Origin of the sequence: Gordonia sp. w5E2 (assembly GCF_036540975.1) — a bacterium.
GTDB classification, from domain to species: Bacteria; Actinomycetota; Actinomycetes; order Mycobacteriales; family Mycobacteriaceae; genus Gordonia; species Gordonia jacobaea.
On record NZ_CP144213.1, the window covers coordinates 424,190 to 437,879 of the forward strand.

Genomic DNA, 13,690 nt, shown 5'->3' on the forward strand with positions numbered 1-13,690 from the left:
CTCACTTCCCGTCTGTGTCCTTACCTTCTGCGTTGGCGCGGATCACGTCGCGCAGGAACACCGCGAGGCCGGGCGCGACGGCGTCGTAGTGCTTGGCGAATCGCGGATCGGCGACGTACATGTCGCCGAGACAGACCTGCATCTCGTAGCCGCAGTCGTAGAACTTCTCGATGCTCGCCCGATGTTGCTCGGCGAGATCGTTTGCCTCGGCAGAACTCGGTTCGACGCCGCGCCGCAACGCGTCGGCGAGTCGTGCCTCGAAGGCGTCGGCGTCGGCTTTGATCTGGCGCCAGTCGTCCTTGCTGAACTGGGCCGTTCGCTGCTGGCTCTGCTTCCACTCGTCGGTGTCACCCCAGCGCTGCTGCGCCTCGGCTGAGTACTCCTCGGGTAGCCACTCGTCGCCGAAGATCTCGCTCTGCTCGGCGGCCGACAACTGAATTCCTGACTTCTTCGCGTCCATCATGTCCTCCACTGCTGCGACCATCCGGTGCAAGCGAGCGATCCGCTCATTGAGCAGATCGCGCTGGGTGGTCAAGTGGCCCAGCGCATCTGCGTGCGGATCGTCGAGCAGGGTCGCGATCTGCTCGAGCGGAAAGCCCAACTCCCGGTAGGTCAGCACCTGGTGGAGGCGCTCGACGTCGGCGTCGTCGTACACGCGGTATCCCGCGGGTGTTCGGCCCGTCGGGATGACCACACCGATCTGGTCGTAATGGTGCAGCGTCCGCACACTGACGCCGACGAGGCCAGCGACCGCACCGACGGTGAGGTCGCCCGACGACGGGGCATTTCCTTCGCTCACACCGATGACCTTGCTGCCTGACGTCGCGTGAGGGTCAAGTCGGCGAATGCACTACGGCGCGAAGCCAACTCTGTCCGAGCCCTTCTCGCACGCCGCGAGCAGGCCGTGTCCGGTGGCCGGGGCGCACGACCAGCCGTCGACATCCTGCGGCTCACCACTCGAGATCTTCGGTCCGTACGACTTCGCCAGTGTCATGGCGTCGGCACAACTCACGTCGCCGGCCAGAATCTGTACGGTCAGCGCGCCGTCGGGCCCGGAGATCTGGTCGCACGACTTGGTGCCCGCGGCGGTCTCGGGCGGTACCGAGGTGGTCGGTGTTCCCGGTCGGGGGCCGCCGACCACGGCGGGGCTCGTCGAATCGCTCACCTGCGTCGTCGCAGAGCTCGACGTGTCTGATTGCTGGTCGGAGCCACAGCCGGTCAGCGCCAGGGACGTGGCCGCGAGGGCTCCGCAGCAGGCCAGCACGATCCGGGTGGGTACCTTGAGGTTCGTTCCGCGCGTCATGGACTCACCGTAGCGAATCGACGCTTCGGGTCCGCGGACCTCGTCGGGAGCTGGTTTGAGCTCAGGGCGCTCGACCTGCGAAGATCGGTCGGTGACCCCGCCCGACATCGACGCTCCCGACACCAACCCGACCGGTCTGCACCTGCATCCCGAACATTCGTACGCGGTGGGCACGCGGCTCGACGGTTCGCTCGGCCGCACAGGGGTCATCACGACGCCGCACGGCGAGATCCACACACCCGCCTTCGTTCCGGTCGGAACCAAGGCGACGGTCAAGACGGTCCTGCCCGAGGCGGTCGCCGCGCTCGGCGCGCAGGCCGTGCTCGCCAACGCCTATCACCTGTATCTGCAGCCGGGACCCGAGATCGTCGACGCCGCGGGCGGCCTCGGCGCCTTCATGAACTGGTCGGGTCCGACCTACACCGACAGCGGCGGGTTTCAGGTCATGTCGCTCGGCACGGGTTTCAAGAAGGTCATCTCGATGGACGTGACCGGCGAGCAGGACGACGAGAAGATTGCCGAAGGGCGCGAACGACTTTCCCGTGTCGACGACGACGGCGTCACCTTCAAATCGCATCTCGACGGGTCGTCGCATCGGTTCACGCCCGAGCTGTCGATGCAGATCCAGCACCAACTCGGCGCCGACATCATCTTCGCGTTCGACGAGCTGACCACGCTGATGAACACCCGTGGCTACCAGGAGAATTCGCTCGAACGCACCCGGCAGTGGGCGATTCGCTGTCTGGCAGAACACAATCGGCTTTCCGTCGAGCGTGGACATCGACCCCAGCAGTCGCTGTGGGGAGTCCTGCAGGGCGCGCAGTACGAGGATCTACGACGCAAAGCTGCCCGTGACCTGACCGAGCTCTCGCGTCGCGACCAGGATTCCGGTGGAAAGGGCTTCGGCGGCTTCGGAATCGGCGGCGCCCTGGAGAAGGCCAACCTCGGCACGATCGTCGGCTGGGTGAATTCCGAACTGCCAGAAGACAAGCCGAAACATCTGTTGGGTATCAGCGAGCCCGACGACATCTTCACCGCGATCGAGAACGGCGCAGACACCTTCGACTGCGTCTCGCCGACCCGCGTCGCGCGCAATGGCGCCATCTACTCGCTCGACGGCCGCTACAACATCACCAACGCGCGATACCGCACCGACTTCCGCTCACTTGATCCCGAGATCACCAACTACACCTCGCAGTACTCGCGCGCCTACCTGCATCACCTGTTCAAGGCGAAGGAAGGACTCGGTGCGACGCTGGCAACACTGCACAACGTCGCCTTCGTCGTGCAGATGGTCGACGGCGCGCGCAGAGCCATCGAGTCCGGCGACTACTACGCCTACCGCGAAGAGTTCCTCGGCCGGTACTACGCGGGCAATCGCAACGACTGAGCCACGCAATGGCCGGGTGATCAGGCCGTTTGCGACTCGAGAACCGTGTGTTCCGGCGTGATGCGTTCCCAGAAGACTGCGCCGACGCAGGCGATGACCACCCATCCGACGCCGATCACCCCGCACCACAGGATCAGCGTCATGGCCACCCCGATCGGCCCGAACCCGTTCCAGCCGGAAAGCAGTGCCGGAAACGCTACTCGCGAGGCGAGTGGCAGGACGACACCATCGACGGCAACCCCGGCTAACCCGGCCAGGAGAAGATAGCGCAGACCTCGACCCCCGTCGCGGACCAAGAGCGGTGGGGTCAGCGACCAGAAGATCCACACCGGTATCAGCCCGACGACGAACATCAGCGCGTGTGTGGTCGTGCCGGCGCCGACGGTGTAGGTCAGCCATTCGCGCGTGGCGAGCATCACGAGGTACAGCAGGAACCAGATGGCGCCGCGGAGGAGACGTTGGCCGATTCCGAATTGTTCCCGACGCCATGCCTTTCCGAAGATGGCGGCGATGGTGATCGACATGGGGATTCCCCAGACCAGGAAACCCGCGACGCCGAATATGGTCCAACTCGATCGCAATCCTGCGGAGTTACCGAAAGCCTCGCGCACCTGGTCGTCGAGTGGGTGATGCAGCCCGGTTTCCCGGATGAACACCGTTCCCGGGCTGGCGTTGGAGGCGAACCCGGAAAAGTATCCGAATCCGAGGATGATCAACGGGATCACCGTGGTGAACAGCTCGACCGACACGAGGGTGCCCGCGGTACCGCCGTCGATCTCGGTGAACCGATCGGCGATCGCCGTCGTGATCCGACCCGACCGGGCCTCATGAAGTCGACGACGGCGCTCCGCGAATCGACTCTGTGGATCGATCCGCTCGCGATCCATCCGCTCGCGCTGCTCACTCACTGGTGCATATCGATATCACTCCGTACGCAGTCGGTGCTTCCCGTCGGTCGCTACTTCTCGTCCAGCTGTGTCTCTTCGTCCAGTTTTGTCTTGTCGTCCCACTGTGCTTTTTTGTCAGCGGCCAATCGGGCGATCACTGCCGCCCGCGACACCGGGTCGAGTCCGCTCATCGCGTCCTGGATCTCCAGGGTGGTCGCATCGACCGTGCGCCGCTTGCTGTTGAAGATCACCGCGCCGACCACGAGTGCGATACCCACGGCAGCGATCACAATTCTATTCATACTCATGATGTCCTTCCAGGAATCCTCAGGCGTCCTTGCCCACCGGGGTGTCTGATGGGTTCGTGAGATCTTTGGCATAGAGCGCGGCGTCGATGGCGTCGAGTACGGCCACCCATGCGTTCTGAATCGCGATCCGTGCAACGCTCACCGAGTCGTCGGCAATGCGTTCGGCTTTATCCGCAGCCTCCTGCGCACGGCGGACGTCACGCTCCTGAGCGCGCTCGGTGATCTGCGCGTCAACCTCAGCCTTCTTGGCCGACAACGCATCTGTGAATGACTGCCAATGCGAGGTCACCGCGGCGGTGGCCGCATCACTCTTCACCTTCAGGTCCCCGGCTACCCTCTCGGTTGCTTCGGCGGCCTCGGCTATGCGGGCTTGCACCTGCTCATGATTCTCCCTCTCGGCTGAGGCCACGGAGTCGAGAAATCTGTTGATGAAATTTCGCAGGTCGTCCAGGCGTACATCAACCAACGTGTCACTGTTGACCTCGCTGGCAGTTGTAGATTCTGAATTCGTTGACATGTCTTACCTTTCGACTTCGCAGGTTGGTCAAAACTCGATCGAACCCCGATCCGGGTTCTCGATCGTCAGTTGCTGTCGTCGGTGGGTGCGTAACTCCCATGCACTAGTGAAACTACGCTCGTCGGACTTTGTCGCGGTAGGTCAAAGGTCCTAAAGATCATCAGATTCCCTTGTCCGCCAATACAAATCACATGCCGACGATCGGCTCATATCGCCTATTGCCGACCAAGCGGGTATCTTGCTTGGGGCCGAGTCGGCCGACAAGTATCTGCTCCTACTGCGGTGACTTCGCGGGCCGGTCGTCGACAGGGAAGTGGTACGCCGCCTGAAGCCGGTTTATCTGAGCGCGCACGTTGAACAGCTCGGTGAGCAGTGCCCGCCTCTCGCTTGCCGGCACATCGACGGCGTCGAGTTGCTTGATCAACGCTGCGGCAAGCAGTTCGAACTCGCCCAGGAACACTCTCGCTTGCAGGGTGGACGGATTCTCCGACTGTGCATCCATGATCGACAGCCTTTCCGTAGTGCAGATCGCACTTCTTGAATCGATCGTGTCGAGGGTTTCCCCTACGACGGTTCGGTGGTACCAGTCAAGAGCGAATGGCAAGATCAACACCGCCAGCGGAGCCAATACCACTGCAGCAGCAGTCACTTTCAATCGTGCCTTCCGCGGGTCGTGAAAATGTTCGTTGCGCAAGACCGAAAGAGAGTTCTCGATTTGTCAGCGCGGCGGCTTTGTCTCAGCAGCCAAGTGCACGCACGCGGAGCGTCGGCTGCCACAGAATGCTAACGACCGCCATCCAGCGTCGTATACGTCCGCGAATCCGAAATCCCTGGATCTATATTGTCTTCCGCCACAACGGAAGATGCAGCTGGCCGCGCTGCGTGGGCACGCCTCGATCGTGCCCGCGACTTCTCGACACGATCGCTCGTATCAGAGTCGGTCCGCGATTTCGAATGCCAGACACAACTCCGTCAATTCCTTTGGCACGCGAAGAGATCTCTGCGTCACCTGCTCGATCCGGCGCAGCCGATAACGGACCGTGTTCGGATGACACGAGAGCGCTTCCGCCGCGTCATCAACAGAGCCGTTGGCGAGCATCCATGCGCGGAACGTGGCTGCCAACAACTCCTTGTCGGCGTCCTGAAGCGAGTCGTACTTGCCCAGGACCACCTCGGCGATCTTGCGCGTCACATCCGGTGCGCTGACCGCAGCAACACCGAGCACCGAGTCGTCGAACTCCTTGACCAGCATTCCCGAGGGAACTGACTGCATGGCCAGCCGTGCGTAGCGCATGCTGACGGCGGTGTCGGTGAGATCGTCGAACTGTGGGCTCACCCCGACCGGAGTGTTCGCCACCCGACCGAGCAGGTCGACAACCTTGCGATGTGCGTTCCGCGAGCCGACGTGCACCAGCCCGATGTGTACGTCCGGCAGCAGTCTCCACGCCGAGTAGACGTCGACCGTTCGCAGACGTCCGGCAATATCGGGTAACGGCATCCGGCCCGGCATCGGCGGCTGCGCCGCGACGACGACATACGGTCCCTGTGCCGGGATCGCCAGCATGCGCGCGATGTCCCAGCGTGTGTAATCCGCGAGGTGGTGTCCCTCGAGCAGCGCCTCGACCAGCGCAGCGCGTTCTGCTTCGTCGTCGATCGCACGGGCTGTTGCGTGATCGCGATATGCCCCCGACATCGCTTCCGTGTAGGAGTCCTGGGCAGACCAGATCTTCTCGGTCGCAGCAAGTGCCAAGGCTGCGTCGGCTGACATACCTGCGATCGCTTCACTCAGGGATTGCCAAATCTGGTGAGCGGCAATTCGGAAACTGTCCATCACGGACGCCAACGGCACCCCCTGCTCCGCCCGGAGTCGACCGATCTCGACGGCCGATGACAGATCGGGCCCCGTGGTGCCTTCCAGCGAGCGGAAAACGTGACTCAAATTGTCGCGGGCGGAAGCAAACAGCGAGTCGCCGGAAACGGCGTTGTCTGCGTGATAGAACTCGACCTCAGCGTGGATCGCGGCAACGATGAGTAGGGCAAGGTCATCCACCTGAGCCTGTAGAAGTCCACCGAGTTCGGCGATCTGGTTGTCGATTCCACGCGACGCCACGACACAAACGTTAACGCTGCAGCGGCGCGACTGTCGGAGACCGAAGTGGGATTGGGGCTTGGCCTCGAGGTCGGTCCTGCAGACCGGGAACCATCGCGATGTCCGTTTCGTTGACATTGACGTATCCTGAACTCTGACGTTCCAGCTTCGAATACTCCCGACAGAAAGACATGATGAACCGCGCTCGGCGCAAAAAACGGAAACCTCGACGATCCAGCCCCCACTCGGGGGCATTCACAACTTCTGACACGTCGGTTCATGTTCCGACGGTCCGCGACGAGGTGATCGCATGATGGTCCTCCTCGGAATCGTGATCGGAATTCTCGTCGTCTTCGCCATCACCGCGTTGACCGGCTACTTCGTGGCGCAGGAGTTCGCGTACATGGCGGTCGACCGGTCGCGACTCAAGGCCCGCGCCGCAGACGGCGACGCCGCGGCAGCCCGCGCTCTCTCGGTGACGCGCAGAACCTCGTTCATGCTCTCGGGTGCACAGCTCGGCATCACCGTGACCGGACTACTCGTCGGCTACGTCGCCGAGCCGCTGATCGGCAGTGGCGTCGGCGAACTGTTGGGCGACGTCGGCATCCCGGTGGCCGTTGGCGTGGCCATCGGCACCGTGCTCGCCGTGCTGTTCTCGACGGTCGTGCAGATGGTGTTCGGCGAACTGTTCCCCAAGAACCTCTCGATCGCGCGCCCCGAGCCGGTTGCGCGTCGACTCGCACTCTCGACGTCGATCTACCTCAAGGTGTTCGGTCCGGTCATCTCGCTGTTCGACGCCGCGTCGAACCTTCTGCTCAAAGCGCTGCGCATCGAGCCGGTGCACGACGTCGAGCACTCCGCGTCACCGCGTGACCTCGAGCACATCGTCGCCGAGTCGCGCGAGGTCGGGGAGTTGCCTGCCGAACTGTCGACGCTCCTCGATCGTGTCCTCGACTTTCCCACTCGCACAGCGGAGCACGCGATGGTGCCCCGGCCCCTCGTCGACTTCGTCGCAGCAGATACCTCGCTGTCGGAGGTTCGCGACCTGATGGCGGTGGGGCACACGCGATATCCCGTCGTGGGAACGAACCCCGACGACGTCGTCGGGATCGTGCACCTGCACGATCTGCTCGAACGACTCGACGAAACGAGCCTTACCGCAGCCGATCTCGCGCGACCCGCCGCGATCGTGCCCACCACGCTGCCGCTTCCGGCGGTGCTCGAACGCCTCGACACCACCTCAGATGACGAGATGGCTGTCGTGATCGATGAATACGGCGGAATCGCGGGCATCATCACCGTCGAAGACATCGCCGAAGAGATCACCGGCGAGATCGACGACGAGCACGATACGACGTCGTCGGAACCGATCGAGCTGACAGACGCCGGCTGGCTCGCACGTGGCGACACGCACCTCGACGAGGTGTCGCGAGTGATCGGACACGAAGTGGCCGAAGGCGACTATGAGACCCTGAGCGGACTCGTGATCTCGACGTCGGGCGGACTGCCGCAGGTCGGTGACAGCGTCGAATTGCCGCTTGCCGACGCCACTTTCGGTGTCGCCGCTCCGACGGTGACCGCAACGGTGACGCAGGTCAGGCGCCGCGTGCCCGCGACCGTCCACCTCGTCATCACCGAGTCCGGAGACGCCGATGAGTAACCCCTGGGTCGTACTCGCGGTCACGGTCGCGTTGATCGCGGCGAGCGCGTTCTTCGTCGCCGTCGAGTTCGCGCTGATCGCCGCTCGTCGGCACCGCATCGAAGATGCCGCACAGACCAGTCGTGCCGCGCGAGCCGCGCTACGCAGCTCGTCGGAACTGTCTGTGCTGCTGGCCGGTTCGCAGTTGGGTATCACCGTGTGCACGCTTGCGCTCGGCGCGGTGACCAAACCCGCTGTGCATCACTGGATCACGCCGGGAATCGAAGCACTCGGCGCGCCGCTGTGGATCGCCGACGTCGCGGGATTCATACTCGCGCTGATCATCGTGACCTTCCTTCACCTGGTCGTCGGCGAGATGGCACCCAAGTCGTGGGCCATCGCACACCCGGAGAAATCGGCTGTGCTGCTGGCGATTCCGATGCGCGCCTTCATGTGGGTGGTGCGTCCGGTGCTCGTCGTGCTCAACCAACTCGCCAACTGGTGCCTGCGTCGCGTTGGCGTGCAGCCCGTCGACCAAGTCTCGTCCGGACAGGATTCGGCCACGTTGCGACAGTTGGTCGACCACTCCGCCGAGACCGGGATGCTCGACGACGAGTATCACAACCGGCTCAGTGCGGCGTTGGCCACGGAGGCGCTTGCGGTGGGCGACGTCGTCGGCGACGGTGCTCTCGACGGTGTTCCCGCGGGTGCTTCTCCTGCTGGGATTCAAGAGGTTTCGCGTCAGACGGGGCACTCTCGACTGCTCGTCGTGCGCGCAGGGGCAGAGGAGAACCTGACCCGCGACTCGGTGATCGGTGTGGTGCACGTCCGCGACAGTCTCAATGCGGCAGCCGATGTCACGGCAGCCGACCTTGCCCGAGACGTGTTGATCCTGCCTGCCGAGCTGCCGGCCTACGAGGGTATGGCGCGTATGCGCGACAAGCGCGCACATATCGCGCTGGTCTCTGCGGGCGACGAGGTGCTCGGCGTGCTGACTCTCGACGATCTGCTCGACAGGCTGTTGACGACCGCGTCCTGAGCGCGGATGTGAGTGCCTCTCAGGTCCATTCGTCTTCGGTGAGGATCCACGGCTGCGTCGGGAGCTTCGTCGGATCGAAGCGTTGAGCGAGGTCGTCGAGGGTGACATGTTCGCCGGGCTCGGCCAGCTGCAGCGATGCCGCAATGTGGTCGAGAACCGTTGCGGTGTCGACGCCGCGCGCGGCGAGGTCGGCGAGCGTGACAGCTCCGTCGCGCTTCGACAAGCGAATCTGCTTGTCGTTGAGCACCATCGGGACATGCGCGTAGACGGGCGGGGTGTGCCCGAGCAGCGTCGTGAGGTACGACTGGCGTGGGGCGGACGACAGGAGGTCGTCGCCGCGGACCACCTGGTCGATGCCCTGCTCGGCGTCGTCGACGACCACCGCGAGGTTGTATGCGGGCGTGCCGTCGCCACGTTGGATGACGAAATCGTCGACGGCGCCGGTGTATTCGCCGTGCAGGATGTCGACGACACTGAACTCGTCGACCTCCGCGACGATCCGGATCGCGGGCGGACGCCCGGCTGCGCGCTTGCTCTCGCGCTGTTCTGCGGTGAGGTGTCGGCAGGTTCCGGGGTAGGCGCCCGGTGGGGAGTGCGGCGCCGACGGGGCTTCGAGGATCTCGCGTCTGGTGCAGAAGCATTCGAAGGTGCGGCCACGCATGGTCAGGTCGTCGATCACCGCGCGGTACCGATCAAGCCGGTCGGTCTGGTACACGACCGGCGGCTCCCAGTCGATCCCGAGGGCGTGCAGGTCGTCGATCTGTCGCTGATCGGATCCCACCGCCGTGCGGTCGAGGTTCTCCATGCGCAGCAGAAACCGGCGACCCGAGGTGCGGGCGAAGAGCCACGCGAGCACAGCCGTGCGCAGGTTGCCGACGTGCAGGTCGCCCGACGGCGACGGCGCGTACCGCCCGGCAGCAAGCGCCGGCTGCGCAGCGGATTCGTGTGAGGACATCGGAGACGACACTACCGCCGCGGGTGGGTGGTCCTCTCCGCTGATTGAGCGGCCGCGAGCGGAGCGAGCAGCCGAGTCGAAATCACCAGCGGCGACGCTCGGCCGGCGGTGGTCTCGACAAGCTCGACCAGCGGGAGGACGCTCGACCAGCGGGAGGACGCTCGACCAGCGGGGGACGCTCGACCAGCGGGTGGGACTCGCGGAGGGGGTGGGCCCTTTCCGCTGATTGAGCGGCCGCGAGCGCAGCGAGCTGCCGAGTCGAAATCACGAGCGGCGACGCTCGACCGGCGGTGGTCTCGACAAGCTCGACCAGCGGGGGACGCTCGGACAGCGGGACCAGCGCGGCACGCGCGGCTCATTGCGGGATCGTCGTGCAATGGGGAGTATGGGGTGGTGGACCTACCGGTCATGCCTCCCGTCGCGCCGATGCTCGCCAAGGCTGTCTCAGCGGTGCCGGAACAACCCGACGGTGAGCCGTCGTGGTCCTACGAACCCAAGTGGGATGGCTTTCGTGCGTTGGTCTTTCGCGACGGCGACGAGGTCTACATCGGTTCCCGCGGAGGCAAAGACCTCGCGCGCTACTTCCCCGAGATCGTCGACGCCGCGCGCGCCGAACTTCCCGACAAGGTGGTCCTCGACGGCGAGATCGGCGTCCCGTCCGTCATCGATGGCGTGCACCGCCTCGATTGGGACTCGCTCGCGCAGCGTATTCATCCCGCCGACTCACGCGTACGGATGCTCGCCGAGAAGACACCCGCGATCTTCATCGGATTCGACGCGCTCGCACTCGGCGACCGCAGCGTCGTCGACGAGCCCTTCGCCGTACGCCGCGACACGCTCGTGGAGGCGGTGGGTGCGCACAAGCCGGGCAGGCGGTTCAACGTCAGCCGCGTCACCGCCGACGCCGACACCGCGCGCACCTGGTTCTCGGCATTCGAGGGCGCGGGCCTCGACGGCGTGGTCGCCAAGCGGCTCGGCTCGCCATACGTCGAGGGCAAGCGCGAGATGCTGAAGGTCAAACACAAGCGCACGGCCGACTGTGTGGTCATCGGCTACCGGGTGCACAAGAGCGGAACCGGCCTGGGCTCGATGTTGTTGGGCCTCTTCACCGATTCGGGAGACCTTCACATGGTCGGCGGCGCTGGTGCGTTCACCGACAAGAAGCGAATCGAACTCGAAGAGATGTTTGCGCCGATGCGTACCGATCCCGACAAGCCCGCACCGGGCGAGCCGACGCGCTGGCGATCAGAGAAGTCGGGGGAGTGGATACCCATCAGGCCCGAGCTCGTCGCCGAGGTCGCCTACGACCAGATGGAGAACCACCGATTCCGGCACACCGTGAAGTTCCTGCGGTGGCGTCCCGACCGTGATCCCGAGAGCTGCGGCTACGACCAACTCGACGTCCCGCTGACCTACGACCTTCACGATGTGCTCGAAGGAGACGGCTGATATGGCATCCCGCTCGCCCGCCGAGGAACTCGACGTGGACGGTGTTGCCGTCCGGATGAGCAACCCCGACAAGATCTACTTTCCCGAGCTCGGCGAAAACGGTGGCCGCAAAAGAGATCTCGTCGGCTACTACCAGCGCATGGCGCAGGCGCGCGACGACGGTGCCGACGGCCCGTTCCTGGTCGCCCTACGCGATCGCCCGACATTCCTGCAGCGCTTCCCCGACGGCATCGACGGCGACGAGATCTACCAGAAGCACCTACCGAAGAAGCGGCCCGACTTCATCGACTCGACGCGAATCACGTTCCCCTCTGGCCGAACCGGGGATGCACTCCGTCCGACGAGCCCGGCGTCGATCGTCTGGGCGGCCAACCTCGGGACCGTCACCTTCCATACCTGGCCGACGGTCGCGGCCGACAACGACCATCCCGACCAACTGCGCATCGATCTGGACCCGCAGCCCGGCACCGACTTCGACGACGTTCGACGCGTCGCCGTCGACCTCCTTGCTCCGCTACTCGACGAGCTCGGCTACGTCGGATACCCAAAGACGTCTGGTGGCAGGGGAATTCACGTGTTCATCCCCATCGAGCCGCGCTGGGACTTCATCGCGACCCGACGCTGTGGCATCGCGCTCGCACGCGAACTGGAGCGTCGAGACCCTGACGCCGTGACCACCTCGTGGTGGAAAGAGGATCGCGGCGAGCGGATCTTCGTCGACTTCAACCAGAATGCGCGTGACCGGTCCATGGCCGCGCCGTATTCGGTGCGACGCAACGCAATCGCGCGGGTATCGACCCCCGTGACCTGGGCCGAGCTCGCCGACGTCGATCCCGACGACTGCACCATGCGCAGCGTCCCGGAACTCGTTGCCCGACGGGGTGATCCGATGGCCGACATCTCCGCGCATCGTCGTGGTCTCGAGCCACTGCTGGAGATGGTCGAACGCGACGACGCTCAGGGTCTCGGCGACATGCCCTACCCGCCGAGCTACCCGAAGATGCCGGGTGAGCCTCCGCGCGTGCAGCCAAGCAAGAAGGTGGGTGCCCACTGGGACGAGGAAGGAAACAGGATCGGTCCGAACTGAGCGTCGAATCCGGCGTCGTGCAGTCGAAACGCGGCGTCGCACAAGGGAATGAGTAGCGAATGACCACAACCGCAACGTTCGAATCATGGCCGGAGCTTCGTGTGTCCGACTGGGAGCAGACCCGCGACACAGTGCACATGTGGAGTCAGATCGTCGGAAAGACCCGAATGGCGCTGGCCCCGAATGAGAATCATTGGTGGCAGGTCGCGCTGTATGTGAACTCGGTGGGTCTCACGACGTCGTTGATGCCCTACGACGGCTACGGCCTCGAGATCGTCTTCGACTTCGTCGACCACGTCCTGGATATCACCACGACGAAAGGCGAACGGCGACAAGTACGTCTCGAGCCGCGCACCACCGCCGACTTCTACGCTGACTATCTGGCACAACTGGAGTCGCTCGGCATCAGCGTTCCCATCTACGACCACCCCGTCGAAGTGGCCGAGTCGATCCCGTTTCCGCAAGATACGACGCACGCCTCGTACGACGCCGACGCCGTGAAGCTCTTCTGGCACCAATTGGTCAGCGCGCAGCGCGTTTTCGCGGAGTTCCGTGGGAAGTGGCGCGGTAAGTGCAGCCCGGTCCACTTCTTCTGGGGCTCATTCGATCTCGCGGTCACCCGATTCTCCGGCCGTCCCGCTCCGCTGTTCTCCGGCGTCGTGCCCAACTGTCCGGAGCGAGTGATGGTCGAATCGTATTGCGAGGAGGTCTCCAGCGCCGGGTTCTGGCCCGGTGGGGCCGACGAGGGGGCCTTCTACTCCTACTCGTATCCCGTGTACGAGGGCTACCCGGACGCGAAGGTGCACCCCGCCGCGGCGTCGTACGACACGACACTCGGCGAATTCCTGTTGCCGTACACCGCCGTTCGGACCGCCGACGACTCCGATGCAAGCCTCCGGGAGTTCCTGCAGTCGACGTTCGACGTCGAATCCAGCCTGGGGGAGTGGCCCTAGCAGGTGAATGTGTGTCGTATCGAAGGATGTGTGTGCTGCAGCGCCCACATCCTTCGATACGACACACATTCTCC

At 64.4% G+C, this 13,690-nt stretch carries 14 protein-coding genes; 6 read left to right on the forward strand and 8 right to left on the reverse strand.

The genetic code is table 11. The features are described 5' to 3' along the window. Window position 1 precedes the first annotated feature (1 nt). Together RND64_RS01780 and RND64_RS01785 are read right to left on the reverse strand one after the other, a co-directional pair. Window positions 2-799 carry a MerR family transcriptional regulator gene (locus tag RND64_RS01780; RefSeq protein ID WP_005208064.1) on the reverse strand — a complete coding sequence of 266 codons (798 nt, stop codon included), beginning with the start codon at window positions 797-799 and terminating at the stop codon, window positions 2-4. Window positions 800-850: 51 nt separating this feature from the next. Next, a complete protein-coding gene (locus tag RND64_RS01785; protein WP_039856684.1) occupies window positions 851-1,303 on the reverse strand; it encodes a hypothetical protein in 453 nt (150 codons plus the stop codon). A 136-nt stretch (window positions 1,304-1,439) separates the two neighbouring features. Here RND64_RS01785 and tgt point away from each other — a divergent pair, with 136 nt between their 5' ends. Further along, complete coding sequence (gene tgt, locus RND64_RS01790; RefSeq protein WP_039856704.1) at window positions 1,440-2,693, forward strand: tRNA guanosine(34) transglycosylase Tgt; 1,254 nt, start codon at window positions 1,440-1,442, stop codon at window positions 2,691-2,693. Window positions 2,694-2,713: 20 nt separating this feature from the next. Here the strand turns inward: tgt and RND64_RS01795 are convergent, their stop codons facing one another. The 5 genes from RND64_RS01795 to RND64_RS01815 all read right to left on the reverse strand — a co-directional run bounded on the left by RND64_RS01795 (window position 2,714) and on the right by RND64_RS01815 (window position 6,515). After that, a complete protein-coding gene (locus RND64_RS01795) occupies window positions 2,714-3,601 on the reverse strand; it encodes a hypothetical protein (protein ID WP_270484745.1) in 888 nt (295 codons plus the stop codon). 50 nt (window positions 3,602-3,651) lie between these two features. Further along, complete coding sequence (locus tag RND64_RS01800; RefSeq protein WP_270484742.1) at window positions 3,652-3,858, reverse strand: hypothetical protein; 207 nt, start codon at window positions 3,856-3,858, stop codon at window positions 3,652-3,654. Between the two features lie 49 nt (window positions 3,859-3,907). Continuing rightward, the gene (locus RND64_RS01805; protein ID WP_270484740.1) at window positions 3,908-4,204 is read right to left on the reverse strand and encodes a hypothetical protein; all 297 of its coding nucleotides are present in this window, start codon (window positions 4,202-4,204) and stop codon (window positions 3,908-3,910) included. Window positions 4,205-4,679: 475 nt separating this feature from the next. Beyond that, complete coding sequence (locus tag RND64_RS01810; RefSeq protein WP_270484738.1) at window positions 4,680-4,907, reverse strand: hypothetical protein; 228 nt, start codon at window positions 4,905-4,907, stop codon at window positions 4,680-4,682. 429 nt (window positions 4,908-5,336) lie between these two features. After that, window positions 5,337-6,515, reverse strand: coding sequence for a PucR family transcriptional regulator (locus RND64_RS01815; RefSeq protein WP_270484736.1), 1,179 nt, complete (start codon window positions 6,513-6,515; stop codon window positions 5,337-5,339). A gap of 289 nt (window positions 6,516-6,804) precedes the next feature. On the opposite strand from RND64_RS01815, the gene RND64_RS01820 reads away from it, so the two are divergent. After that, the gene (locus tag RND64_RS01820) at window positions 6,805-8,154 is read left to right on the forward strand and encodes a hemolysin family protein (RefSeq protein WP_270484734.1); all 1,350 of its coding nucleotides are present in this window, start codon (window positions 6,805-6,807) and stop codon (window positions 8,152-8,154) included. After that, entirely contained in the window at window positions 8,147-9,172 is a 1,026-nt protein-coding gene (locus tag RND64_RS01825) for a hemolysin family protein (RefSeq protein ID WP_270484732.1), read from the forward strand. Before RND64_RS01820 ends, RND64_RS01825 begins: the two co-directional genes overlap by 8 nt. A 19-nt stretch (window positions 9,173-9,191) precedes the next feature. On the opposite strand, the gene gluQRS is transcribed toward RND64_RS01825, so the two are convergent. Beyond that, window positions 9,192-10,127 (reverse strand): tRNA glutamyl-Q(34) synthetase GluQRS, encoded by a 936-nt coding sequence (gene gluQRS / locus RND64_RS01830; protein ID WP_270484729.1) that lies wholly within the window; start codon window positions 10,125-10,127, stop codon window positions 9,192-9,194. A gap of 393 nt (window positions 10,128-10,520) precedes the next feature. On the opposite strand from gluQRS, the gene RND64_RS01835 reads away from it, so the two are divergent. Genes RND64_RS01835 through RND64_RS01845 form a run of 3 tightly spaced genes read left to right on the forward strand, consistent with a single transcriptional unit; the run spans window position 10,521 to window position 13,616 of the window. After that, complete coding sequence (locus tag RND64_RS01835; protein WP_049700136.1) at window positions 10,521-11,576, forward strand: ATP-dependent DNA ligase; 1,056 nt, start codon at window positions 10,521-10,523, stop codon at window positions 11,574-11,576. 1 nt (window position 11,577) lies between these two features. Next, window positions 11,578-12,663 (forward strand): DNA polymerase domain-containing protein, encoded by a 1,086-nt coding sequence (locus RND64_RS01840; protein ID WP_049700135.1) that lies wholly within the window; start codon window positions 11,578-11,580, stop codon window positions 12,661-12,663. A gap of 59 nt (window positions 12,664-12,722) precedes the next feature. After that, window positions 12,723-13,616: a DUF5996 family protein gene (locus RND64_RS01845; RefSeq protein WP_049700134.1), complete on the forward strand. Its 894-nt coding sequence runs from the start codon at window positions 12,723-12,725 to the stop codon at window positions 13,614-13,616. Window positions 13,617-13,690: the final 74 nt, after the last annotated feature.